The 23,409-nt window shown below is 73.3% G+C and carries 20 protein-coding genes and 1 pseudogene; 11 read left to right on the forward strand and 10 right to left on the reverse strand.

Annotated features, from left to right (window positions below; all coding sequences use genetic code 11):
* Positions 1 to 254: 254 nt before the first annotated feature.
* From MED01_RS20050 to MED01_RS20060, 3 genes are all read left to right on the forward strand, one after another.
* Positions 255 to 941, forward strand: coding sequence for a BON domain-containing protein (locus tag MED01_RS20050; protein WP_238670083.1), 687 nt, complete (start codon positions 255 to 257; stop codon positions 939 to 941).
* A gap of 96 nt (positions 942 to 1,037) precedes the next feature.
* Complete coding sequence (locus MED01_RS20055) at positions 1,038 to 1,535, forward strand: redoxin domain-containing protein (RefSeq protein ID WP_238670084.1); 498 nt, start codon at positions 1,038 to 1,040, stop codon at positions 1,533 to 1,535.
* Positions 1,532 to 2,080 carry a DsbA family protein gene (locus MED01_RS20060; protein WP_091409221.1) on the forward strand — a complete coding sequence of 183 codons (549 nt, stop codon included), beginning with the start codon at positions 1,532 to 1,534 and terminating at the stop codon, positions 2,078 to 2,080. The genes MED01_RS20055 and MED01_RS20060 overlap by 4 nt, the downstream gene beginning before the upstream one ends.
* Positions 2,081 to 2,086: 6 nt before the next feature.
* Here MED01_RS20060 and MED01_RS20065 read toward each other — a convergent pair.
* Positions 2,087 to 5,001: pseudogene (locus tag MED01_RS20065) on the reverse strand (winged helix-turn-helix domain-containing protein).
* A gap of 76 nt (positions 5,002 to 5,077) precedes the next feature.
* On the opposite strand from MED01_RS20065, the gene MED01_RS20070 reads away from it, so the two are divergent.
* The 5 genes from MED01_RS20070 to serS all read left to right on the forward strand — a co-directional run bounded on the left by MED01_RS20070 (position 5,078) and on the right by serS (position 10,399).
* Positions 5,078 to 5,518 carry a hypothetical protein gene (locus MED01_RS20070; protein ID WP_238670086.1) on the forward strand — a complete coding sequence of 147 codons (441 nt, stop codon included), beginning with the start codon at positions 5,078 to 5,080 and terminating at the stop codon, positions 5,516 to 5,518.
* Positions 5,515 to 6,663 carry an alcohol dehydrogenase catalytic domain-containing protein gene (locus tag MED01_RS20075; protein ID WP_238670087.1) on the forward strand — a complete coding sequence of 383 codons (1,149 nt, stop codon included), beginning with the start codon at positions 5,515 to 5,517 and terminating at the stop codon, positions 6,661 to 6,663. Before MED01_RS20070 ends, MED01_RS20075 begins: the two co-directional genes overlap by 4 nt.
* 51 nt (positions 6,664 to 6,714) lie before the next feature.
* Positions 6,715 to 7,911: a saccharopine dehydrogenase family protein gene (locus MED01_RS20080; protein ID WP_238670088.1), complete on the forward strand. Its 1,197-nt coding sequence runs from the start codon at positions 6,715 to 6,717 to the stop codon at positions 7,909 to 7,911.
* Positions 7,912 to 7,936: 25 nt separating this feature from the next.
* A complete protein-coding gene (locus MED01_RS20085; RefSeq protein WP_238670089.1) occupies positions 7,937 to 9,019 on the forward strand; it encodes a DNA polymerase III subunit beta family protein in 1,083 nt (360 codons plus the stop codon).
* 96 nt (positions 9,020 to 9,115) lie between these two features.
* Positions 9,116 to 10,399 carry a serine--tRNA ligase gene (serS, locus tag MED01_RS20090; RefSeq protein ID WP_238670406.1) on the forward strand — a complete coding sequence of 428 codons (1,284 nt, stop codon included), beginning with the start codon at positions 9,116 to 9,118 and terminating at the stop codon, positions 10,397 to 10,399.
* A gap of 63 nt (positions 10,400 to 10,462) precedes the next feature.
* On the opposite strand, the gene MED01_RS20095 is transcribed toward serS, so the two are convergent.
* From MED01_RS20095 to MED01_RS20110, 4 genes are read right to left on the reverse strand one after another with little or no spacing between them, the layout of a single operon-like run.
* On the reverse strand, positions 10,463 to 11,374 hold the full coding sequence (locus MED01_RS20095) for a cytochrome c biogenesis CcdA family protein (RefSeq protein ID WP_238670090.1): 912 nt from the start codon (positions 11,372 to 11,374) through the stop codon (positions 10,463 to 10,465).
* The gene (locus MED01_RS20100; RefSeq protein ID WP_238670091.1) at positions 11,371 to 11,988 is read right to left on the reverse strand and encodes a TlpA family protein disulfide reductase; all 618 of its coding nucleotides are present in this window, start codon (positions 11,986 to 11,988) and stop codon (positions 11,371 to 11,373) included. The genes MED01_RS20095 and MED01_RS20100 overlap by 4 nt, the downstream gene beginning before the upstream one ends.
* A gap of 51 nt (positions 11,989 to 12,039) precedes the next feature.
* Entirely contained in the window at positions 12,040 to 13,503 is a 1,464-nt protein-coding gene (locus MED01_RS20105) for an NADH-quinone oxidoreductase subunit NuoF family protein (protein ID WP_238670092.1), read from the reverse strand.
* Complete coding sequence (locus MED01_RS20110; protein WP_238670093.1) at positions 13,503 to 15,149, reverse strand: ferric reductase-like transmembrane domain-containing protein; 1,647 nt, start codon at positions 15,147 to 15,149, stop codon at positions 13,503 to 13,505. Before MED01_RS20110 ends, MED01_RS20105 begins: the two co-directional genes overlap by 1 nt.
* 272 nt (positions 15,150 to 15,421) lie before the next feature.
* Between MED01_RS20110 and MED01_RS20115 the strand changes: the two genes are divergently transcribed.
* Both MED01_RS20115 and MED01_RS20120 read left to right on the forward strand, forming a co-directional pair.
* Complete coding sequence (locus tag MED01_RS20115; protein WP_238670094.1) at positions 15,422 to 16,867, forward strand: alpha-amylase; 1,446 nt, start codon at positions 15,422 to 15,424, stop codon at positions 16,865 to 16,867.
* Between the two features lie 75 nt (positions 16,868 to 16,942).
* Positions 16,943 to 17,854, forward strand: coding sequence for a L,D-transpeptidase (locus tag MED01_RS20120; protein ID WP_238670095.1), 912 nt, complete (start codon positions 16,943 to 16,945; stop codon positions 17,852 to 17,854).
* Between the two features lie 16 nt (positions 17,855 to 17,870).
* On the opposite strand, the gene MED01_RS20125 is transcribed toward MED01_RS20120, so the two are convergent.
* From MED01_RS20125 to MED01_RS20140, 4 genes are read right to left on the reverse strand one after another with little or no spacing between them, the layout of a single operon-like run.
* The gene (locus MED01_RS20125; RefSeq protein WP_238670096.1) at positions 17,871 to 18,503 is read right to left on the reverse strand and encodes a response regulator transcription factor; all 633 of its coding nucleotides are present in this window, start codon (positions 18,501 to 18,503) and stop codon (positions 17,871 to 17,873) included.
* Positions 18,500 to 19,630, reverse strand: coding sequence for a sensor histidine kinase (locus tag MED01_RS20130; protein ID WP_238670097.1), 1,131 nt, complete (start codon positions 19,628 to 19,630; stop codon positions 18,500 to 18,502). The genes MED01_RS20125 and MED01_RS20130 overlap by 4 nt, the downstream gene beginning before the upstream one ends.
* A gap of 27 nt (positions 19,631 to 19,657) precedes the next feature.
* Positions 19,658 to 20,458 carry an ABC transporter permease gene (locus MED01_RS20135; protein ID WP_238670098.1) on the reverse strand — a complete coding sequence of 267 codons (801 nt, stop codon included), beginning with the start codon at positions 20,456 to 20,458 and terminating at the stop codon, positions 19,658 to 19,660.
* A 1-nt stretch (position 20,459) separates the two neighbouring features.
* On the reverse strand, positions 20,460 to 21,359 hold the full coding sequence (locus MED01_RS20140; RefSeq protein ID WP_238670099.1) for an ABC transporter ATP-binding protein: 900 nt from the start codon (positions 21,357 to 21,359) through the stop codon (positions 20,460 to 20,462).
* A 281-nt stretch (positions 21,360 to 21,640) separates the two neighbouring features.
* Here MED01_RS20140 and MED01_RS20145 point away from each other — a divergent pair, with 281 nt between their 5' ends.
* Positions 21,641 to 22,495 (forward strand): alpha/beta hydrolase, encoded by an 855-nt coding sequence (locus MED01_RS20145; RefSeq protein ID WP_238670100.1) that lies wholly within the window; start codon positions 21,641 to 21,643, stop codon positions 22,493 to 22,495.
* 17 nt (positions 22,496 to 22,512) lie between these two features.
* Here the strand turns inward: MED01_RS20145 and MED01_RS20150 are convergent, their stop codons facing one another.
* Positions 22,513 to 23,322: a hypothetical protein gene (locus MED01_RS20150; protein WP_238670101.1), complete on the reverse strand. Its 810-nt coding sequence runs from the start codon at positions 23,320 to 23,322 to the stop codon at positions 22,513 to 22,515.
* Between the last annotated feature and the right edge of the window lie 87 nt (positions 23,323 to 23,409).

The raw sequence follows: 23,409 nt of genomic DNA on the forward strand, positions 1-23,409 counted from the left end.
TGGCTCCACCACCCGACGCGACGGCTCCCGCGATCGAGGAACGCGATTACCGTAACCGAAATCGGCTCGCTTTGGAAGCGCTCCCATCATCGACGTTCGTCCCCGTTCCCCAGCCGTGCCGCCCAGGTCGGGCCGCGCCGTCACCCGGTCCGGGCGAGGGCAGCTCACCCGGGGCGGCGGCACCATCGCAGCACGGCGGACCTCCGGCCGCGGCCACCACACGGTCCGCCATCGGAACAGCGGAGGAGGGACAGATGGCCATCGCGGAGATCAACCGCACCGACCAGGACATCCAGTCCGCCGTTCTCGACGAGCTGACCTGGGAACCGCGGGTGCAGCCGCACGAGATCGGCGTGACTGTCGCCGAGGGCGTCGTCACCCTGACCGGCCGCGTGGACAGCTACGCGAAGAAGTGGGCCGCCGAACGGGCCACCCACCGGGTCGCCTCGGTCCGGGCGGTCGCCAACGACGTGGCCGTACAGCTCACCAACGGCACCGAGCGCGGCGACAGCGACCTGGCCGCCGCGGCCAGCCACGGGCTGGAGTGGGACGCGTTCGTGCCCATCGAGAAGCTCCAGGTCACCGTCTCGGCCGGCTGGGTGACGCTGCACGGCGACGTCGAGTGGGAGTACCAACGCCGCGCCGCCGAACGCGCTGTCGCCCGGTTGACCGGCGTACGCGGGGTGAGCAACGGCATCACCGTCCGACCGGCCACCGCGCCGGACGCCCGCGACGTGGCCGACCGGATCGTCGACGCCCTCGCCCGGGCCGGAGCGACCGAGGCCGAACGGATCAGCGTCCGGGTGCACGGCGACACCGCGATACTTGCCGGCTTGGTGCACTCGATGCCCGAACGGGCCGAGGTCGAGCAGGTGGCCTGGTCCGCGCCGGGCATCCGGGAGGTGCAGAACCACATCGCTGTCGCCCCGGGACTGCGCTGAGCGGGGGCGGGCGCCCGCTGGGCGGGCGCTGAACGGGCGCGCAACCACCCGGGGTGGGTGAGTCCGTCTCACCCACCCCGGGAGCAGGCTGGTGGCATGAGTGATCCGAACGGGCTGATCCAGCCGGGGCGCGCCGCGCCCGGTTTCGCACTGCCGGCCACCCCGGACGGGGCTCTGCTGGGGCCTGAGCAGTTCCGTGGCCGGCCGGTCGTGCTCGCCTTCTACCCCGCCGACTGGAGTCCGGTCTGCGGTGACCAGATGTCGCTCTACCAGTCGGCGGCACCCGTCTTCGCCCAGTACCGGGCGGTGGTGCTCGGCCTGTCGGTCGACAGCATCTGGTCACACCGGGCATTCGCGGAGAGCCGGGGCATCGAGTTCCCCCTGCTGGCCGACTTCGAGCCCAAGGGCGAGGTGGCCCGCAGCTACGGCGCGTACATGGCGAACGGTGAGGCGGCCCGCGCGCTGGTGGTGCTGGACCCGGCGGGGACGGTGACCTGGAGCTACCTGTCACCGCCGGACGTCAACCCCGGCGCCGACGGCATCTTCGACGCGCTGGACCAACTCGCCGCCGATCGGAAGGTGATGGCCGGATGAGCACTCCACTGCAGGTCACCGCCCGACTTCGAGATCCGGTGACCACCGACGACCACATCCGGGGGCCGGCCGACGCGGCGGTGACCATCGTCGAGTACGGCGACTTCCAGTGCCAGTTCTGCGGTGCCGCCTACCCGAACCTGCACGAGTTGCTGCGGCAGCGGGCCGACACCGTACGGCTGGTCTACCGCTACTTCCCGATCGCCAACGTGCACCCCTACGCCGAACGGGCCGCCGAGACGGCTGAGGCCGCCGGGGTCCGGGGCCGGTTCTGGGAGATGCACGACTGGCTCTACGAGCATCAGGACCAGCTCGACCCGGTGCACCTCTCGCTCGGCGTCGAGCAGGTCGGGTTGCCGCCGGACGAGTTGAACGCCGAGGTGGAGAACCGTGCGCACGCGGACCGGGTGCGTCGGGACTTCGTGGGGGGCATCCGCAGCGGGGTGAACGGCACCCCGACCCTGTTCGTGAACGGCATCAGGCACGACGGCGGGTACGACCTGCCCGACCTGCTGACTGCGGCGGACGCGGCCGCCAACGCCTGACCCCGCTCAGATCAGCCGCAACTCGCGCGCCCGCCGGACCGCCTCGCGCCGGCGGGTCGCGTCGAGTTTGCGGTAGATGTTGCGGACGTGGGTCTTCACCGTGTTCACCGAGAGGGACAACTCGCTGGCGATCTCCACGTTGGACAGGATGCTCTGCAGGTAGCGCAGGATGGTCAGCTCCCGCTCGGTGAGCGGCTCGTCGAGTACGCCCCTCGGCCCGGCGGACGGCCCGTCGGCATCCTGTACCGCGCCCCGCACCAGGTCACTGACCAGCGTGAAGTGGGCGGTGCCCGCGTCCAGGTGCACGGCCAGCAGGTCCCGCACCTGTGGTTCGGCGCGGGTGAAGACCCGGCGGCAGCCCTGCGGGCCGGCCAGGTCCAACGTCTGCTCCAGGATCCGACCGGCCCGACGCCCGTCCCCGGAGCGCTGGGCCAGCACCGCGTCGAGCAGACCGGCGTCCAGGCGTACCGGTAGCGGCCAGGCGGTGGCGGCCGGCGCCTGCCAGTCCGGCAGGGTCCGCTCGGCGGTGGCGGCGTCGCCGGCCCGCAGCTGCACCTTCGCCAACGTCACAGCGAGCACCGGGTCGGCACCCTCGTCGGTGGCACCGGCCAGCAGGTCTCGGGCGGAGTCCAGGTCGCCGCGCGCGGCCCGCAGGTCGGCCTCGGCGGCCCGCAGCAGACCGGTCAGCTCGGTGGCGGACGGCCGGTCGGCCAGCGCCTCCCGGGCCCGGACGAGCAGCCGCTGGCCGGTCGCCGGGTCGCCGGAGTCGCGGTGTAGCTGCGCCCGGCACAGCGCGACCACCGCCGCCGCCACCGGTTCGTCGGAGGCGGCGGCCGGCGAGTCGACGCCCGCCTCAGCGTCGCCGGGCCAGCCGCCGGTCACGTCCAGCCCCGGGAGGGCGAGGGCGAGGTTCGCACTGGCCTCCTCGGGCTGGTCGCGCAGCAGCGCCACAACGGCGAGAGCCAGGTACGCGTGGGCGCAGTCGAGCCGACAGGACCAGCCCCGACCCTGCGGCATGCCGAGCGCGTCCCTGGCCGCCTGCTCGGCTGCCCGCAGCTCGCCGCGCACGGCGAGCAGCAGCGCGGCGCGGCTCGCGGCGACCAGTTCGGTACGAGGCCGGCCGGCTTCCCGAGCGGCCGCCCGGGCCCGCACGAACCGGGCGGTCGGCAGCGCCCCGTCGGCCAACTCGACCAGCCCCAGCGCGGTGCCCGTGAACGCCCGCAGGTCCAGGTCGTCGGCGGCGGCGCCGCCACCTGCCGTCGGGGCGGAACCGGTCACCCCGGTCGGCAGCCGGGTCGGGGTGGCTTCCGCGGGGCGGGTGCGCAGCAGGCGAGCGGCGGCGGCCCGGACCTCGACACGGTCGTCGGCGAGCCGGGCCACTGTCAGCTCCAGCGCGGTGACCAACCGCAGGAACCGGTCCCGGCGCGGCACCGGCAGGCCGGTGGCGTGTTCGGCGGCGGCCCGCAGGTGACCGGTGGCGGCCGGCAGGTCACCGGCGTACGCGCGCTCGGCGGCGCAGGCCAACGCCACCTCCGGGTCGGCGCGGATCACCTCCGCAGGCGGCGGCGTGGGCGCCGAGGCGTGCACCGGGCCCCGGTCGTAGCGGGTCAGCTCCGGCCAGTGCGCGACGAACAGGTCACCGGTCAGGTCCCAGCGGCCGGCGGCCAGGGCGTGCCGCAGAGCGTCGGCGGGCCGGCCGTCACCCGCGTACCAGTCGGCGGACCGGACGTGCAGCTCCCGCAGCTCGTCGGTGGGCAACCGGGCCAGGTCGGCGCGGAGCAGGTCGGCGAGGAGTGACTCGCACCGGTACCAGGGTGGCCGGGTGTCCTCCCGGTGCAGCAGACCACCGGTCCCGGCCAGGTCGGCCAGCACCTGCCCGGCGTCGGCGCGGCCGGTCAACGCCTCGGCCAGGTCGGCGCAGACGGCGTCGACGACTGCGGTACGGCGCAGCAGGTCCTCCTCGGCCGGGTCGAGCGTCGCCAGCACCTCCTCGCGCAGGTAGCCGGCGATCTCCGGCTGGTCGCCGCCGAACTGCCCCACCCAGCGCTCCGGGTCGGGCTGTGCGCGTACCGCCAGTGCGGCGATGCGCAGCGCGGCCGGCCAGCCACCGGTGCGCTCCCGCAGCCGGTGCACGGCGGTCGCCGGCAGCGCGGCGGCGTGGGCGGTGAGCAGGTCGGCCACCTCGTCGTCGGTGAACGCCAGTTCGTCCGGGCCGATCTCGGTCAATTCGCCGGCGAGGCGCAGCCGGTGCAGCGGCAGGTGCAGTCCGGCGCGCGCACCGATCACCAGACGGAGCCGCCGCCCGGCATGCCGCAGCAGGAACTCCAGGCCGGTCAACGCCGCCGGGTCGGCGACCCGGTGCAGGTCGTCCAGGATCAGCAGCACCGGCCGGTCGGCGTCGGCGAGCGTGGCGGCCAGCGCCTCCAACTGGTCGGGGCGCGGCGGTCGGTCGGGCACGGGGCCGCCCTCCGTCGCCCCGGTCGCCGAGCGCAGCGCCGCGGCGAGGTACGCCCAGAGCCGGTCGGAGTCGTCGCCGGCCTCCACCGACATCCACGCCGACACCGGGACGTCAGCCGACGAGACCGACAGGTCGCCGGAGTCCGGCACTGTCGCGCCCGGCTGCACGTCGGGTGGCGCGCCGCCCAGCCGTATCCAGGAGGCGAGCAGTGTGGTCTTGCCCCAGCCGGCGGGGGCGGCCACCAGGGTGACCGGTCCCGCGCTGCCCTCGTCCAACCGGCGCAGCAGGCGGGGCCGGGCGACCACCGGCTCCGGCGGCACTGCCGGCGTCAGCCGGGACGCCAACAGTGGTGGCCCCGGTGCCGGTTCGACCCGTACGTGATCCTGTTGCGGCACCCAGCCCCACCCCCACCACACGCTCCGCCCCCGGTCGGCGAGCGGTTACCCGGCACAGGCCGGTTCACCCCTTCCGGGCGAGCGCGCTTCACCCGGGTGCGACAGACGATCGGGGGACGTGAACCGGGAGGACGGGTGGTACCGATGGGACGGCTGGCGCGGGCGGGACCCGCCCTCGGCGGGGCGGCGCTGGCCGGGGCGGCGCGCCTGCTGCGCGTACCCCGTCGGGGTGCCCGGCCCGGCGCGGACGGCGACGCTGCCGCGCCGGCCCGGTGGGAGGTGGTGACGGTCGACCGGCCGGCGGAGCAGGTGCTGCCGGAGGGCCGCTGGCCGGAGCCGCTGCGTCGCCTCGACGGGGCGGTCGAGGTGCGGGTGCGCCCGGCGCCCGGTGACCGGGGCACCGAGCTGGCCGCCCGACCGTTGGCCGGCGTCACCCCGCCCACCGGGCTGGCCGCGCATCTGGTCGGCGACGACCCGGGTCTGCTGGTCCGCCGCACCCTGCGCCAGATCAAGCAGCGGGCGGAGGCCGGTGAGGTGCTCCGCGCGGACCGGTCCGCGCTGGACCGCCCCGAGGTCCACGGGTGAGAGCGCTCTGTTGGGTGGCAGCCGGCGAGCTGGCCGTACGCGAGGTCCCCGACCCGGAGCTGCGCAACGAGCGTGACGTCATCGTCCGGGTTCGGCGCAGCGCCACCGGCGGGGGTGATCTGCCGCTGCTGGCCGGCCGGCACCCGCTGCTGCGGCCCGGCGACGTGCTCGGTGCGGAGTTCCTGGGCGAGGTGGTGGAGGCCGGCCCCGGGGTCCGCCGACACCGCGCCGGCGATCGGGTGGTGGTCGGCGCGAGCGTGGCCTGCGGCGGCTGCTGGTACTGCCGCCAGGGCCTGCACTCCTGCTGCGACAACGCCCATGCCGACCTGCCCAGCGCCGACCCCGACTGGGTCCGCTCCGACGCCGGCTGTTTCGGCCGGCCCCGCGCGGCGGGCGGTTTCGCTGGCGGCCACGCCGAGTACGTGCGGGTGCCGTACGCCGACGTGAGCGCCTTCCGGGTGCCGGACGCCGTCGACGACGTCCGGGCGGTGTTCGCGGCGGACGTGGCGCCGACCGGGTGGCTCGCCGCCGAGTTGGGTGCGGTACGCCAGGGCGATGTGGTGGCGATCTGGGGCGCCGGGGCGGTGGGCCAGGTGACCGCCCGGGCGGCGGTGCTGCGCGGCGCCGCCCGGGTGCTGGTGGTGGACCGGCACGAGGAGCGGTTGCGGATGGCCGAGCGGCACTCCGACGCCGAGCCGCTCGACTACCGCCGCACCGACGTCGCGGCCGAACTGCGCGACCGTAGCGGTGGGCGCGGGCCTGACGTGTGCGTGGTGGCGGTCGGCACGCCGCCGGCCCGGTCGAGGGCCGACCGGTTCGGTGGCCAGCACGCCGACCGGCCGGACGCGCTGCGGGAGGCGGTGCACGCGTGTCGCAAGAGCGGGGTGGTGGTGGTGCTCGGCGGGACGGACGGGTTCGTCGACGCGTTCCCGCTGGGCGCGCTGACCGAACGGCGGCTCACGCTGCGCGGCGCCGGTCGGCCGGATCTGCGGGACGTGCCGATGCTGCTGGACCGGATGGCCCGCGGCGAGCTGCGGACCGAACACCTGGCCACCCACCGGCTGCCGTTGGCGCAGGGCCCCGAGGGGTACGCGCTGTTCCGGGACCGGGCCGACGGTTGCGTACGGGCGGTGTTCACGCCCTGACTGCCCACTGGTGATCACGTCATCGTCGGCGGTGGATGGCAGACTCCGGGGATGGCCGTGGAGCGAACGTACGACGTGGTGTTGTTCGGAGCGACCGGGTTCACCGGCGGCCTGACCGCTGAATACCTGGCCCGACACGCGCCTGCCGAGCTGCGCTGGGCGTTGGCCGGGCGCAACCCGCAGCGCCTCGCCGCCGTACGGGACCGGCTCGCCGCGATCGACCCGAGCCTGGCCGACCTGCCGCTGCTCACCGCCGACGTGACCGACGCCGACTCCCTGCGGTCGGTGGCCCGGAGCGCCCGGGTGGTGGCCAGCACTGTCGGCCCGTACATCCACCACGGGGAGCCGCTGGTCGCGGCCTGCGCCCGGGCCGGCACCGACTACCTGGACATCACCGGCGAGCCGGAGTTCGTCGACCTCATGTACGTACGTCACCACGCCGAGGCGACACGCACCGGCGCGCGGCTGGTGCACGCCTGCGGCTTCGACTCCGTCCCGCACGACCTGGGCGTCTGGTTCACAGTCAAGCAGTTGCCCGCCGACGTCCCGATCACCGTCGACGGGTACGTGCGCGCCGGCGGCCGGTTCTCCGCCGGCACCTACCACTCGGCGCTCACCGCGTTCTCCCGTACCGGGCAGGCCAGCCGGGCCGCCCGGGACCGCCGGGCGGTCGAGCCGCGCCCCACCGACCGGCGGGTCCGGGCGGTGCCCGGCCGGCTGGCCCGCTCGGCGGAGCTGGGCATCTGGACGGTGCCGCTGCCGACCATCGACCCGCAGGTGGTCCGCCGCTCGGCCGCGGCCCGCCCGGAGTACGGCCCGGACTTCCGCTACCGGCACTTCGCCGCAGTGAAGCGGCTGCCCACGGTGCTGGCCGGCGCGGCCGGGCTCGGCGCGCTGATCGGGCTGGTGAAGCTGCCGCCCAGCCGACGTTGGCTGCTCGGCCGGCTCGCGTCCGGGCAGGGGCCCACCGCCCAGCAGCGAGCGTCGTCCTGGTTCCGGGTCCGGTTCGTCGGCACCGGCGGCGGGCAGCGGGTGGTCACCGAGGTCGCCGGCGGTGACCCCGGCTACGACGAGACGGCGAAGATGCTGGCCGAGTCGGCGCTGTGCCTGGCGCTCGACGAGCTGCCGTCAATCTCCGGCCAGCTCACCCCGGTCGCCGCGATGGGTGACGCGCTGCTCGACCGGCTCGTCCGGGCCGGCCTCACCTTCCGGGTGCTCACGCAGGAGACGCGGGAGCCCGCGGCTTGACCCTCGACCGGGTCGAGGGGGCAGGATGCCCAGCGTGAGCGACCTGCACAGCATCGGCGAGCTGGCCCGGGCCAGCGGCCTGACCGTCAGCGCACTGCGCTTCTACGACTCGGCGGGGGTGCTGGAGCCGACCCTCGTCGACCCGGTGACCGGCTACCGTTGGTACACCGAGGGGCAGATCGCCCCGGCCCGGCTGGTGGCCGGGCTGCGTCGGATCGGCATGCCGGTGCCGGAGATCGCCGCCGCGGTACGCGCCGAGCCGGCAGTGGTGCACAAACTGCTCGACGCGCACCTGCGCCGGCTGGCTGACGGGCTCAGCGACGCCCGCCGCGAGGTCGACCGGCTTCGCGCCCTGGTCGACCCGGCCCCGCCGACCGCCACCACACTCCTGGTCGCCCCCGCCGCCCTGGCCGCCGCGCTCGACGCGGTGCGTTTCGCCGTCGGCGTCGACAGGGAGTTGCCGATGCTCGCCGGCGTGCTGTTCGACGTGGAGGCCGACGGCGTCCGGCTCGTCGCCACCGACCGGTACCGGCTCGCGCTGGCTCGGGCCGGGGCCGACGTCGACGGGCCGCCGGTGCGGGTGTTCGTGCCGGTGGCCCTCGTCGACCAGCTCCGGCCGCTGCTCGACACCGCCGACACCTGGCCGGTACGGCTGACGGTGGCGGGCGCGGACCTGCGGGTGCGGGTGGCCGAGCGCACTGTGGCCGGCGCCGCGCTGCCGTACGACTTCCCGGACTACCACCGGCTGCTGCGCAAGTCCGTCGGTGAGCGGCCGACAGCGCGCCGGATCCCGGTGGACGTGGCCGCGCTACGCGCCGCGCTGGCCGACCCTGCGGCCCCCACAGTCGCCCTCGACCACGACGGCACGACCCGGGAGGTCACAGTGCTCGGCGTCGACGACCAGGGCGGGCTGCGGCTGCTTCCCGCCGGTGACCCGGGCACCGACGCGCTGCGGGTCGGGGTTGACGGTCGTTACCTGCTGGACGCGCTGAACGCGGCCGGCGCTTCGCAACTGGTGCTTGAGCTGGATGGGCCGATCGCACCGCTGGCCGTACGCCGACCGGACGACGCGGACACCTACTCGGTGCTCATGCCGATCCGGCTCTGAGCCGGCGGCCAGCACTCCCCGTCCCGGGAGGAAAAGCCCGCGACGGTAGCATCTGGTGGTTCACCTGTGACCCCGGACGGAGGCGTACGGAGCAGCATGCTCGACATGGAGTTGATCCGGAAGGATCGCGAGGCGGTGGCGACCGCGCTGGCGAAGCGTCTGGATCCCGCCGAGGTCACCCGTGCCCTGGACGAGATCCAGCGGCTCGACCAGGAACGCCGCGCCCTGATCACGGAGATCGACGCCGAGCGGCAGCGCCGCAAGGCCGAGGCCCGGGCGTACGCGCAGGCGAAGCGGGCCGGCGAGGAGCCGCAGGCCGCCGCGCCGGAGGCGGAGCGTAAGCAGCTCGCCGAGCTGGAGTCCCAGCTGGACGAGGTGCAGGCCCGGCTGCGCGACGCGATGAGTGAGCTGCCCAACCTGCCCAGCGACGACGTCGTGGCCGGTGGCAAGGAAGCCAACCGGGTGGTGAAGACCTTCGGCGAGCCGCCGGTTATCGAGAAGGTCCGCGACCATGTGGAGCTGAGCCGCGCGTTGGGCCTGGTCGACTACGAGCGTGGGGTCAAGCTCGGTGGGTCCGGTTTCTGGATCTACACCGGGGTCGGCGCGCGGCTGGAGTGGGCACTGCTCAACTACTTCGTCGACCAGCACATCAGGGCCGGTTACGAGTTCCTGCTCCCGCCGCACCTGCTGCTGGACTCGGCCGGCTTCGCCGCCGGGCAGTTCCCCAAGTTCTACGACGACGTCTACCACCTGGACTCGGCGTCCGCCCCGCGTGGCCAGTTCCTGCTGCCCACGTCGGAGACGGCGATCCTCGGCGCGTACCAGGACGAGATCCTGGAGACCCCGAAGCTGCCGCTGAAGGCGTTCGCGTACACCCCGTGTTACCGGCGGGAGTCGGCCGGTTCGCACTCGGACGAGCGCGGCACGGTGCGGGGGCACCAGTTCAACAAGGTGGAGATCTTCCAGTTCACCCTGCCCGAGCAGGCCGACGCGGCGCTGGAGGAGATGCTCGCCCACGCCGAGAGCCTGGTCGAAGGGCTGGGTCTGCACTACCAGCGCACGTTGCTCTCGGCCGGTGACGCCAGCGCCTCGATGAAGAAGACCCTCGACATCGAGGTGTGGATGCCGAGCACCGGCAAGTACAAGGAGGTGTCGTCGGTCTCCTGGGCCGGCGACTACCAGGCTCGTCGGGCGGCCATCCGTTACCGCGAGCCGGGCGGCAAGCAGACCCGCTTCGTGCACACCCTCAACGGCTCGGCGCTGGCAACGAGCCGGCTCTTCCCGGCGATCCTGGAGCAGAACCAGCAGGCCGACGGCAGTGTCCTGATCCCCAAGGTCCTCCAGGACCGCCTGGGCACCGACCGCCTGACCCCCCGCTGACCGGGCCCCTACCCCACCCCACCTCACCCACCTCACCCCACCCCCGCCCTGTTGATCATGAAGTTATTGCCCCTCGCCTCGGCGTGTCGTGGCAATAACTTCATGATCAACAGGGCGGGGGCGGGGGTGGGGGCGAGGGCGGGGGCGGGGGCGGCGGGGGTGGGTCAGGGTTGCTGTTAGCAGCAGGGCTGCCAGGGCGGCTACGAGCAGGGCTGGGCCGATGGTGTCTAGGGCGGTGGCCAGTGTGTGTTGTAGCTGGGACGCTGCTCGGATGACCGGGTCCTGGAGGGCGTCGCGGCGGCCGGCGGCCAGGCGTAGCTCGTACCAGCCGTACCAGGCGACGTAACCGCCGGCGACCAGCAGCACCAGGCCACTGAGGCGGGGCACCAGCGCGCCGACGACGCGCAGCCGGGCCACCAGGCCGTCGCGCAGCAGCGCCACCCCGAGCGCGGCGACAGCTACCACCAGACCCATCCCGAGGGCGTACGCGCCGAACAGCGCCAACCCCCGACCGGTCGAGCCGGCCTGGAGGCTGGTCACCACGATGGCCAGGAACGGCGCGATGGCGCAGCCGAGCGACGCCAGCGCGTACACCGCGCCGAAGAGCGCCATCGACGGCCAGGACCGGGTCAGCCGGGGCGCCCGCGCGGACCAGCCGGGGGCGGGCAGCCGCCGACCGGCGAGCAACCAGCAGCCGGCCACCACCAGCAGCACGCCGAGCGCCACTGTCAGCCACGGCAGCCGGGGTCGCAACCAGCCGGCCAGCGGCGCGAGCGCCAGGCCGAACGCGCCGAACACCAGCACGTACCCCACTGTCAGCCCGGCCGCCGCGGTGAGCGCGCGGCCGACCGCGCCGCGGGTGTCCGACTTCCCGGCGACCAACAGCGAGAGGTACGCGGGCAGCAACGCGAAGCCGCACGGGTTGACAGCGCCGAGCATGCCGGCGGTCAGCGCGAGCAGCAGTGTGGCGGTCACGCCCCGGCCAGTGCGGCGACCTTGGCGGTGAGCGCCTCACCGTCGAGGAAGCCGTGGTGGACGACAGCGCCGTTCCGGTCGATGATCACGAAGATGCTCTGCTCGGTCACCTTGAACCGCTTCCAGAGCGCGCCAGTGGTGTCCGCGATCTGCGGCGCTGCGCCGAGGTCGAACTCGGTGACGAACTCCTTCATGGCCTTCCGCTCGCCCAGCCCGGCGACGCCGATGATCGGCACGGTGTCCCGGTACCGGGGTTCGATCTCGGCCACCGTCCAGGCCTGGCTGGCGCAGGTGGCGCACCACGGCGCCCAGAACCACAACACCACCGGTTTGCCGGCGAGCTGTGCCGCGTCGAACACGGCCCCACCGAGCGTGGTCCCGGTGAAGCGCAGCACGTCCGGGACCTGCGCCGGGGCGGCAGGTGGTCCGTCGGTCGTCGCGTCGCTCGGCGTGGGCTCGGCGCCGGTCGAGGCCGGGGCCGATCCGGCGGCGGCGGGCCCACCCGGCGCGGTCCCGGTACAGGCGGCACCGCCGAACAGGGCCACCACTAGCACGCCGACGGTGGCGGCACCGCGAAGCCGCCCGACCCCTGCCCACGCCCTGCTGATCCGCATCCGCTTCTCCGTTCCGGTCCGGAAGGGACCCCTGCTGGGCCTGACGCTTCGCTATTCGGCCTTGGCGAGTCGGAGAGCCAGCTCCGGGCAGACCTTGACCGCCTTCAGCGCGCCCTCGCGCAGCCAGGTCGGCACGGGGGTGGCCGGGAAGGCGGGGTATCCGTTCGCGTCGAGCCGGATGAAGTCCGGTACGACGTGCGCGCAGAGACCGTGCCCATCGCAGCGGGACCAGTCCAGGGTGAGCTTCTGCGGGTTCGCGTCGGGTGCTCCCGGCAGCCCCATCACGCCCTTGACCCGTCGGCCACAGCCGTCGCCGGTGCTGTGCAGCCGCAGGTCATCGGCGAAGACCTCGATCGCGGAGAGCGCGAACCGGGCGGTGCCGTCGGGGTGGCTGCACGCGCCCCGGCCCCGCACCTCGCCGGCGGCGGCGCGCACCACGTCCGCCGGTTGGCTGCCGGCGACGGCCAGGTCCACCGCGCGGGCCAGGTCCGGCAGGCCCATCTTGCACGGCCCGCACTGGCCGGCGGACTCGCCGGCCAGGTAGCGCACCACCTGGGCGGCCTCACCGAGCGGGCAGGTGTCGACACCGAGCGGGACGATGATGCCCGCGCCGAGAGTGCCGCCGACGGCGGCCAGCCCCTTGCGGGAGACCTCGGCCTTCTCCGCCGCCTCCGGGGTGATCCACTTGCCGTGGTAGCCGCCCATCAGGATGCCCTGGACGTCCGGCACCTCGCAGAGATCGAGGACGTCGCGCAGCGGCATACCGGCTGTGCACTCGACCACCGCCGGTCGGCCCGCCGCGCCGGTCACCGTGAGCAGCACGGTCCCCGGCTCGTCGTCGGTGCCGAGCGCCGCGTACTCGTACGGGCCCAGTCGGGCACCGATGGCGAGCTGCGCGAACGTCTCGGCGTTGGACAGCAGGGTGGGCAGGCCGCTGACTCCCGAGTCGCTGGAGCGTTTCTTGGTGCCCGGCGGGATGTGCGGCAGCCCGTTAATGCCGTTGACGAGTGCGCCGCCCTCACCGGAGATGAACCGGTGCGGCACCGTGACGATCGTCGTCTGCACCGGCATCCGGCGCTCGTCGAGCGCATCCATCAGCGAGTCCCGGCCAACCCCGTCGTCCGCCACGCCGATCACGATCTCGTCGGCGTCCAGGGCGTACGCGGCCAGCGCCGCCCCGTCCAGGATCAGGTGCGGGGCGCGGGTCAGCAGCACCTTGTCCTTCCAGCTGGCCGGCTCCCCCTCGGTGGCGTTGACGACCACCACGGCGGCGAGGTCCTGCCGCTCGCAGGACTCCAGCACCGCGCGCATCTTGCGGGCGAACGGGAACCCCGCCCCGCCCTTGCCCTTGAGCTGCATGCCCTCGGCGAGCTGGAGCAGCTGCGCGGGCTCCATCGGGCCGATCGGTCCGTGCACCTCCTCGTGCGCGCGCAGGTCGAGTCGGCCGTACTCGGCGAAGCCGGCGGTGAGCCGGGGCTCACCCACACAGGCGACAGGCGGCACGGCGGTCCGCATCACTTCGCCTCACCCCGCAGCCCGGCCCAGTACGCCCCGTCCACCGCGTCGGCGCTGGCCTTGCGGCGCTTGGACTTGCCCTCGCCGGCTGCCCGCTTGGCGCGGCGGGACGCCAGGTCGACGAGGGTCGGGGTGTCGTCGACGGGCGGCGCCACCTCGTCCGGCACGTACCGGGCCGGCGGACGCCAGTAGTCCGGCTCCTCGGGCAGATCGCCGTCGGCGCTGTGCCGGCCGCTGCCGCTGCGCGGCGCCGACGAGATCGGGCTGCTGGAGACCGGGCCGGCGGAGATCGGCTCGGCGGAGACCGGGCTGGCGGAGATCGGCTCGGCGGCCTGCCACCGGCGCGGGCTGTCCCACGGCTCCTCGGCCTCGTCGAGGGTCGGCTGCGGCGGCGCCGAGTAACGGCTGCCGTCGTCCTCGCTGCGGGACCGGCGACGGGACCGCTCAGAGGTCTGCTCGTCGGCGCGTCGCCGGCCGGTCGGCACTGCCTCGTCGCGGGTGCGGGAGCCGCGCCGCCGGGTCACCGGCTCCAACTCCTCCTCGTCGCGTCGGCGGGTGCCGGTGTCCTCCACGCTGCGGCGGGCCGATCGGCTGGTGGTGCTCTCCTCGGCACGCCGGCTGCGCGAGGACCGTTCGGTGTCGCGGCGGGCTGCCGGCTCCTCCTCCCGCCGACGTCGGCTGGGCCGGGTCGGCTCGACGAGCGAACCGGGCTCGGGCACCACCGGGACGGTGAACCGTTCGGGGTCCCGTCGCGCGGCAGGCGCGGCCCAGGTGGCGGTGGTGGTGTCCGCCCAGGCGGGACGCTTGTCGGCGGCCTTGCTGCGCCGACCCAACCCGGCCAGCAGCGATCTGGCGGTCTTCGCCTCCTCGGCCCGGCCGACCATCACCGCGTTGCGCACCGCTGCCTGGTGCTGCTCGCGGCTGCGCCGACCGATGCTGACCGAGAACCGGACCAGCAGGGCCAGCACCACCAGCAGGATGCAGCCCAGGTAGCTGAACATCACCCAGGGCGCTGCGGCCCGACCGGCGTTGAGGCCGTGCACGATGGCGAACGGCCAGGCCACGTAGGCGGTGGAGTGCAACGTGCGCCACAGCCACTTCGGACCGACGCCGGCGAAGCGGGCCCGGATGATGCCGGTCCAGATCACGCTGACCATCAGCAGCGCGGCCACAGTGCCGAGCCCGACGTAGAGCCCTCGGCCGCCGACGAACGGCACCAGCGCGTCGGTCGCCGCCGCCCGCCCGGTGGCAATCTTGGTGAGGACGTGGAAGCCGAGCCCGGCCACGCCCAGCACGCCGGTGGCCCGGTGCGCCGACTGCATCAGCACCCGGTGCGGGATGCGCAGCACCAGCCGGTCGGTGGCGAGCAGGCCGAGCATCACGGTGAGGCTCAACGCCACCAGGGAGACCACCCCGGCGAAGAACTCGGTGAAGAAGAAGCCGTACGCGTACGCCTTCTGGCCGGTACCGGTCAGCATGACCGCCGCCCAGAGCGCGGCGAGCAGCGACGCGATCAGCAGGGCGCTCGCCGACCGTGACGGGGTGCGCACCCCCCGACTGCTCTCGCTGGTCCGGACCGTCGCCGCCTTCTTGTCCTGCTGTGCCCGGGCCATCTGCTCCTCGATCGTCTCGCGGCGGCGTACCACCGGCCGACCCCTGCTCCCCCATCCAGTACGGACCGGCGGGGCGCGCGGATCACCCGCCGACGGAAATTTCTGGGCGGAAATCGAACCGAGGGGCGGGGCCGTGCGTTGTACCCACCTCACCCACCGACCCGGACAGTGACAAATGTCCATGCATTGACAGTCGCTGCAACACGCTTGTAACCTTTCAGCAAATTTCAGCCAGGCTTGCAAGATTCCGGCAAGCCGGCACTCCCCCACCGCACCACCACCCCCCGCTCCCGTCAGGAGTCCCCATGCACCGACGTCGACGCGGCTCGGCGCTCCTCGCCCTCGGCCTGATCGCCAGCCTGCTCGTCCCCACCGCCGTGACAACACCCCCGGCCGTCGCCGCCCCCTCCGGCGGCAAGAAGGTCATCGTCCAGCTCTTCGAGTGGAACTGGCCCTCGGTGGCCAGTGAGTGCCAGAGCACCCTCGGCCCGAAGGGTTACGGCTACGTGCAGGTCTCGCCCCCGCAGGAGCACGTGCGGGGCAACCAGTGGTGGTTGGCGTACCAGCCGGTCAGCTATCGGATCGAGTCCCGCAAGGGCACCCGGGCCCAGTTCCAGTCGATGGTGAACACCTGCCACGCGGCCGGGGTCAAGGTGATCGTCGACGCGGTGATCAACCACATGTCCGGTCAGGACAACGGCGGCACCGGCTGGGCCGGCTCGTCCTACTCGCACTACGACTACCCGGGCATGTACCAGACCCAGGACTTCCACCACTGTGGACGCAGCGGCGGCGACGACATCGCCAACTACAACGACAGGTACGAGGTGCAGAACTGCGAGCTGGTCAACCTCTCGGACCTGAGGACCGAGTCGGACTACGTCCGCACGAAGATCGCCTCGTACCTCAACGACCTGCTCTCGCTCGGCGTCGACGGTTTCCGGATGGACGCCAGCAAGCACATGCCGGCCGCCGACATCGCCGCGATCAGGGGCAAGCTCTCCCGCTCGGCGTACATCGTGCAGGAGGTCATCTACGGCGCCGGCGAGCCGGTGCAGCCGACCGAGTACACCGGCAACGGTGACGTGCACGAGTTCCGCTACGGCAAGGACCTGGCCCGGGTGTTCCGCTCCGAGCGGCTGGCGTACCTGCGCAACTTCGGCGAGGGCTGGGGACACCTGCCCACCGGCCCGGCTTCGGTATTCGTGGACAACCATGACACCCAACGCGACTCCGGTGGGGTGCTGACCTACCGCGACCGGGGCATCTACGCGCTGGCGAACGCCTTCATGCTGGCCTGGCCGTACGGCTCCCCGACCGTCATGTCCAGCTACACCTTCAGCAACCGGGACGCCGGCCCTCCGTCGGACGGCGCCAACAAGACGCTCAACACCACCTGCTACTCCGGTTGGGAGTGCGAACACCGTTGGCCGGTGATCGCCAACATGGTCGGCTTCCGCAACGCCACCGAGGGTGCCGGTGTGGCCAACTGGTACGACAACGGCAACAACCACATCGCGTTCAGCCGCAGCGGCAAGGGCTTCCTCACCGTCAACGACGAGGACGCCGCGGTGAACGGCCGTTCCTACTACACGGGGCTGCCCGCCGGTCGATACTGCGACGTCATCCACGGCACCTACGCGAACGGCACGTGCAGCGGACCGGTGATCACCGTGGACGGTAGCGGCTGGTTCGCGGCGAACGTGCCGGCGCACGACGCCGTGGCCATCCACATCGGCGCACGAATCTGATTCGGCCGGGGCCCCCGGACGGCGGGTCTCGCCGAACCGGGGGCCCCGGAGCACTCGCCACCATAGAGTGGTTTCGTGCCGTTTGACCGAAAGAATCCGTACCGTCGCCGGGGCGTCTGGGTGGCCGCCGCGATCGGCGTACCCGCGCTGCTGGTGACCGCGCTGCTGGTCGGCCAGGCCCTCACCCCCAGCTCGACGGCCCCCGACGACCGCAACGTGGTGATAGCCGACCCCACTCCGAGCAGTGTGGAGCAGAGCCCGGAGGAGCCGATCCCCCCGGCCGCACCCGCCCCGGACGGGCTGCCGGTGGTCGACTACGACCCCGCGCCCGGAGGCTTCCCGGCCGATCCGTTCACCATGGACGTCACACCGCTGACCGACGGCCTGCACCCGACCAGCCGGATCGCCGCGTACGACGCGCCCGGCGGTCGCCCGCGCGCCTTCCTCGAACCGACCATCAGCGGTGTCGAACTGACCATGCCGATCGCCCAGCGACGCGCCGGCTGGACGGCCGTTCTGCTGCCCTCGGCAAACCGCCAGCTCGCCTGGCTGCCGCCGGGCGGGTTCGAGACGGTGCCGCTGCGCGACCAGATCGTTGTGGAACGCGCTGTCCACCGGCTCACCTGGTACCGGGCCGGCAAGGCGGTGCGCTCCTGGGAGGTCAGCCTCGGCCAGTCGGGGCAGGAAACTCCACTGGGGCGGACCTTCATCCTGGGCCGCACCCCACCGCCCGAGGAGGTCTACGGCGGGGTGGACATCTACGCCCTCGGTTCGGTGCCCGACGACCCGGAGTCGGTGCCGTCCGGGCTGCGCGGCGCGCACATCGGGGTGCACACCTGGAGCCACGACGGCGAGCTGGGCGAGAACACCACGAACGGCTGCATCCGGCTGACCCGCAGCGGTCAGCGGGAACTGCTCGCCGAGGTCCGTCCCGGCAGCAGCGTCGTCGTGGTCGACAAACTGGCCACCCCACCGCCGACCGCCTGAACACCGGCGCACACCGTCACTCGCCGAGCAGCCAGCCGTTCTGCTCGGCGACCCGGATCGCGTCGGCCCGGTTGCGGGCACCGGTCTTGCCGATCGCCGCGGACAGGTGGTTGCGTACCGTGCCCTCGGAGAGGTGCAACGCCCTGGCCAGATCGGCGACGCTGCCACCGCCCCGGGCGGTCCGCAGCACCTCGGTCTCCCGCTCGGTCAGCGGGCTGACCCCGGCGGCCAGGGTCTCCGCTGCCAGCGTCGGGTCGACCACCCGCAGGCCGGCGTGCACCCGGCGGACCGCGTCGGCGAGCTGCCGGGCCGGGGTGTCCTTGACGACGAAACCGCTGGCACCGGCCTCCATGGCCCGGCGCAGGTAGCCGGGTCGGCCGAAGGTGGTCACCACCAGCACCCGGCAGGTAGGCAGCGCGGCCCGCAACGCCGCTGTGGCGGCGATCCCGTCCAGGCCGGGCATCTCCACGTCCAGCAGAGCGACGTCGGGAGCGCTGCGTCGGGCCTCGGGCACCACCTCGTCGCCCCGGCCGACCTCGGCGACCACCGTCAGGTCCTCCTCCAGCGACAGCAGTGCGGCCAGTGCACCCCGGACCAGCGCCTGGTCGTCGGCGAGCAACAGCCGGATCGGCGTGGAGCCGCCGCTCATCGGGCCTCCCCCGGCGCGTGCACCCGCAACAGAAAACCGTCGCCCGCCGGCCGCCGGCCGACGGTCACCACAGCGTCCAGCCGCCGCGCCCGCTCCCGCAGGCCCACCAACCCGTGCCCGCTCGGGTCGGGAGTGGACGGGCCACGACCGTCGTCACTGATCTCGACCCGATCCGCGTGCACCCGAATGGCGCAGCACCGCGCCCCGCTGTGCCGGACCACGTTTGTCACTCCTTCCCGTACCGCCCAGCCGAACAACCGGTCCCACTCCTCCGGCAGCTCCGGCACCTCGGCCGACACGTCAGCGGCGATGCCCGCCGCGGCCAGCGCGGAGCGGGCTCCGGCCAGCTCGGCGGCCAGGCTGACCTCGCGGTACGCCCCGACCGTCTGTCGTACGTCGGCCAGCGCGGCCCGGGCCAGTGCCTCCACCTCGGCGATCTCGGCGGCGGCCCGCTCCCTGTCGACAGTGATCAGACGCCCGGCCAATTCGGCCTTGATCGCCACCACGGTCAGCGAGTGCCCGAGGATGTCGTGCAGGTCGCGGGCGGCGCGGGACCGCTCCTCGGCGACCGCGAGCCGACCGATCTCCTGTTGGGCGGCGCGGAGTTCGCTGTTGCGCTGGGCCAACCGGGACACCCCGAACATGGCGAACGAGGCGAGCAGCACCGCAAAGACGATGCCGTTCTCCGCCTCCCACCCCGGCACCAGCCAGGACGCCACCACGGGGGTCACCGCGCAGAGCACCACGGCGGCCAACGCCTCCCACGGCGGCAGCAGGAACACCGCCGCCGCGGCCACGTAGACCAGGCAGGCCAGCCAGTCCCCCTCGGTGCCCGGGAGGCTGGCCAGGCCCACCGCGAGCAGCAGCGCCAGCCCGGCCCGCGCCCGGCCGACCGGGATCGGCACCAGCGACTGGCGCAGCTTGCGGGCCCACTGGAACAGCAGCACGTAGCCGACGCTGAAGACGACAAGGGCCACCACGCCGAGGACCCGCCGCCACAGCTCCGGCTGGTGCAGCGCGGTGGCGAGCGGCACGTTGAGGAAGAACAGCCAGACGGCGGCCAGCAGCCAGCCGGTGACCCGCCAGTGGCGGCTCACCGGCCAGGGCTGCCCGGTCGAGAGGTCCATCGTGTTCACGCTAGCGGTCGCGGCCGGTCAGACCCGCGCGGTGTCCCGGCGGAACAGCCGGGCCGCGCCGACGCCGAAGAGCAGCGCCCAGACGACGAGGTTCGCTACCGCCGCCAGGCTCACCCCGTCGCCGGTCAGTGGGGCGCGGGCCAGCACGCCCATGCCGTACACCGGGGTGAACTTCGCGACCTGCTGGAGCACGTCCGGCAGGACCTCGACCGGAACGAACAGCCCGCCGAACATGGCCAGCACCGCCAGCACGGGGCCGATGATCTGCATGACGTTCTCGGCCGGCGCCAGGTAGCCGATGAAGAGACCGAACGCGGCGAAGACCAGCGAGCCGACCCAGGCGGCGAGCCCGGACAACAGCCAGACGTACGCCGGGACGCGGACGCCGGCCACGGCACCCACCAGGAACTCGATGACCACCGCGAGTAGACCGAGGCTCATCGCGGTGATCAGCTTGGTCGCCACGTACGCCGCCGGGCGGAGCGGGGTGAGCCGCAGTTGCCGGCTCCAGCCCAGCGCCCGTTCGGTGGCGACCGCGCCACCGACGCTGGTGGTCGCCACCATTGCCGCGTAGACGGCCAGGCTGATCATGACGTACGCCGTCACCGGTCGACCGTTGTCCAGTGACTGCCCGCTCTGCGGCAGGCCGAAGATGAGGAAGAAGACGCCCGGCATGATCAGCGTGAAGGCGAGGGTGCGGCGGTTTCGCAGCACCCGGCGCAGCTCGATGAGCAGGGCGCCGGGGGCGAACCCGCCCAGCGCGGGCAGCCGACGGTCCGGCTCGATGAGAGCGGAGCGGGTGGGGGTGGAGGTGGTCATCTCAGGCTCCGGTCTGCGCTGTGGTCAGGGCGAGGAAGGCGTCCTCGAGGTTGCGGGAGGTGATCTCGACGTCCCGGGCGGCGGTCCGGGTCAGCAGGTGCCGGGCGACGGCGTCCGAGTCGCCGGTCCGCACCAGCACGCTGTCGCCGCGCACCTCCACGGCGTCCACCCCGGGCAGCGCGGCGAGCGCGGCCTGGTCGGCGCCGGGCAGGGTGGCCCGCACGGTACGGCCGGCGGCCAGGTTCTTGATCTCCGCTGTGGTGCCGTCGGCGACGATGCGCCCCTGCCGGACCAGCACGATCCGGTCGGCGTAGGCGTCCGCCTCGTCGAGGTAGTGGGTGGCGAAGATGACCGTCCGTCCACGCCGGGCATCGCGGCGCAGGGCCTGCCAGAAGTCCCGCCGACCCTCGACGTCCATGCCGGTGGTCGGCTCGTCGAGCACCATCAGGTCCGGGTCGGGCAGCAGGGCCAGCGCGAAGCGCAGTCGTTGCTGCTGACCGCCCGAGCAGCGCCCGACCACCCGGTCGGCGATGTCGGTGATGCCGGCCCGCTCCAACACCTCCGCCGCCGGGCGGGTGTGCCGGTAGAAGTGGGCGGTCATCCGTACCGTCTCGCCCACTGTGAGGTCCTTGAGCAGCCCGCCGGTCTGGAGCACGGCGGCGACCCGGCCTCGGGCCACCGCGTCGTCCGGCGTGCCGCCGAGGACGCGGACGGTGCCCGTGTCCGGGCGGGACAGCCCGAGCAGCATGTCGATGGTGGTGGTCTTGCCCGCGCCGTTCGGGCCGAGGAAGGCCACCACCTCGCCGGGCTGCACCCGTAGGCTCAACCCGTCGACAGCGGTGACCGCGCCGAAGCGCTTGGTGAGGCCGTCCAACTCGACAGCCGGATGCGTACTGGTCATGCCACTGATGCTCCGGCGGCGCGTACCCCGATGCCCGGAGCGGCCGTCACCTCCCGGCCGTGACATTTGTCAGGGGCCAGGTGTCACGGAGAGTGACCTCCGCGCGACCAAATACCGCGACGAGCGTGATGTCCCTGAGTCATCACGATGTCCCTGAGTCATCACGCTCACTGCCATGTCCGGCCCGAGCGCGCTTCGCCGTGTCGAGCAAGCGGCGGAGGAATTCCCGGCGCGGCAGCGGGTAACCGCTCGGCCGGACGCCGCGACACCGGGAGGACGCGATGGGTGCCACGCCGCAGGGTCAGGTCGACACGGTCGTGCTGATCCACGGGCTCTGGATGACGCCCCGCAGCTGGGAGGGGTGGGCCCAGCGGTACACCGAGCGCGGCATGCACGTCATCGCCCCCGCCTGGCCCGGCATGGACCGGTCCGTGGAGGAGTTGCGCGACGACCCCGGCCCGATCGCGGAGCAGAGCATGGCCACCATCGTGGCGCACTACGACCGGATCATCCGGGCACTACCCCGACCGCCGATCATCATGGGGCACTCGTTCGGCGGCCTGTTCGCCCAGGTCCTCGCCGACCGGGGACTCGGCGCGGCGGTGGTGGGAGTGCATCCCGCGGCGGTGAAGGGCGTGCTCAAGGTGCCGCTGAGCCAACTGCGCTCAGGCTTCCCCATCCTGCGCAGCCCCGCCAACCGCGGCAAGGCCGTCCCGTTCACCCCGGACGACTTCGCCTACACCTTCGGAAACACGATGAGCCGCGAGGACTCCGACCGGGCCTGGCGGCGCTACGCCGTCCCCGGCGCCGGGCGGGTCTTCTTCGAGGGCGCGTTCGCCAACCTCGACCCGCGCTCGCCGGCCCGGGTCGACGTCGGTCGTATTGACCGGGCGCCGCTGCTGCTGATGGCCGGCGGGTCCGACCACGTGGTGCCGGCGTCGGTGGTCCGCACCAACGCCGGGCTCTACCAGAAGTCCCGGGCCCTCACCGCGTACGAGGAGTTTCCCGGCCGCTCGCACTTCACCGTCGGGCAGGACGGCTGGGAGAAGATCGCCGACTACGCGCTGGACTGGGCGCTACGGGCGGCGGCCCTGCCCCGGGAGATGACCATCGCCAGCGAAACCCCCCGCCGCTGACCCGCCATCGCCGAAACTCACTGAGTAACCAGTGCATCCACTACTAGACGATGACGAACCGTACGGGTTCGTCCAGCACCACGGCAGCGCCCTCTAGGTCGGCCAGGCGCGCAGCCAGTGTGGCTGCGGCCAACCGTTTCGGCAGGGCGGCGCCGAACTTGAGACCGTCCAGGGCCTTGTCGTTGACCTCTGACGCCGCGGGCGGGGTCGGCGGCGGCCAGCCGGGCGTACTCCAGGATCTTGGTCATCTCGCTACGGGTGACGGGCTTCTCGTCGTCCGGCATGGCCGGACGGCCCGGGTAGGACCAGGCGAGGAGTTCGCCGGTGAGGTTGTGGAACGCCTCGGCGAGGGTGCCGCCTCGGGGGTCGCCGACGTGCAGGCCCTCGGCGAGGGTGTGGAACACCCCGATGGTGTCGTCCTGCACGTCGGAGCCGCGCGACGTGGCCGACCCGTACGCCTGCATCATGGCGCTGATCAGCGTGCCGCGCAGTTGGGTCTGGCGCTGCTGGAGGTAGACCCGGCCCTGCTGCCGGTCGGCGAGGGGCCAGTCGGCGGCCAGCGAGTTGAGCCGGTCGCCGGTGCCGTTGCCCAGCAGGTAGTTGATCCTGGCGAGCTGGCCGACCTTGCCCATCAGCTCGTCGGTGAGGAAGTAGGGCAGCCAGAAGACGGTCCGGGAGCCCCGTTCCAGGCGCTCGATCCGGGCGCGGGAGACGTTCGGCAACTGACGCCGACTTGTTGAGGGGATGCCGCCTGTCGGCATCCCCTCGCCGTGTTTGCCCAGACAGCGACGCCAACTCGGCCAGCAGACCGCCACGCCACTGTTCACTTTGAGCGTGATGACTCTGAAGCATATTGATGCCCGCGTGTCATCACGCTCGTTGGCACCCCCTCCCGCTCCCTACTCAGCTCCGGC

This window comes from Micromonospora alfalfae, assembly GCF_022230925.1.
GTDB lineage: Bacteria > Actinomycetota > Actinomycetes > Mycobacteriales > Micromonosporaceae > Micromonospora > Micromonospora alfalfae.

Coding starts and splice junctions, on each gene's coding strand:
- MED01_RS20050 (WP_238670083.1), top strand. CDS start 255: ATGGCCATCGCGGAGATCAACCGCACCGACCAGGACATCCAGTCCGCC.
- MED01_RS20055 (WP_238670084.1), top strand. CDS start 1,038: ATGAGTGATCCGAACGGGCTGATCCAGCCGGGGCGCGCCGCGCCCGGT.
- MED01_RS20060 (WP_091409221.1), top strand. CDS start 1,532: ATGAGCACTCCACTGCAGGTCACCGCCCGACTTCGAGATCCGGTGACC.
- MED01_RS20070 (WP_238670086.1), top strand. CDS start 5,078: ATGGGACGGCTGGCGCGGGCGGGACCCGCCCTCGGCGGGGCGGCGCTG.
- MED01_RS20080 (WP_238670088.1), top strand. CDS start 6,715: ATGGCCGTGGAGCGAACGTACGACGTGGTGTTGTTCGGAGCGACCGGG.
- MED01_RS20085 (WP_238670089.1), top strand. CDS start 7,937: ATGCCCAGCGTGAGCGACCTGCACAGCATCGGCGAGCTGGCCCGGGCC.
- serS (WP_238670406.1), top strand. CDS start 9,116: ATGCTCGACATGGAGTTGATCCGGAAGGATCGCGAGGCGGTGGCGACC.
- MED01_RS20100 (WP_238670091.1), bottom strand. CDS start 11,988: ATGCGGATCAGCAGGGCGTGGGCAGGGGTCGGGCGGCTTCGCGGTGCC.
- MED01_RS20105 (WP_238670092.1), bottom strand. CDS start 13,503: ATGCGGACCGCCGTGCCGCCTGTCGCCTGTGTGGGTGAGCCCCGGCTC.
- MED01_RS20115 (WP_238670094.1), top strand. CDS start 15,422: ATGCACCGACGTCGACGCGGCTCGGCGCTCCTCGCCCTCGGCCTGATC.
- MED01_RS20125 (WP_238670096.1), bottom strand. CDS start 18,503: ATGAGCGGCGGCTCCACGCCGATCCGGCTGTTGCTCGCCGACGACCAG.
- MED01_RS20130 (WP_238670097.1), bottom strand. CDS start 19,630: ATGGACCTCTCGACCGGGCAGCCCTGGCCGGTGAGCCGCCACTGGCGG.
- MED01_RS20135 (WP_238670098.1), bottom strand. CDS start 20,458: ATGACCACCTCCACCCCCACCCGCTCCGCTCTCATCGAGCCGGACCGT.
- MED01_RS20140 (WP_238670099.1), bottom strand. CDS start 21,359: ATGACCAGTACGCATCCGGCTGTCGAGTTGGACGGCCTCACCAAGCGC.
- MED01_RS20145 (WP_238670100.1), top strand. CDS start 21,641: ATGGGTGCCACGCCGCAGGGTCAGGTCGACACGGTCGTGCTGATCCAC.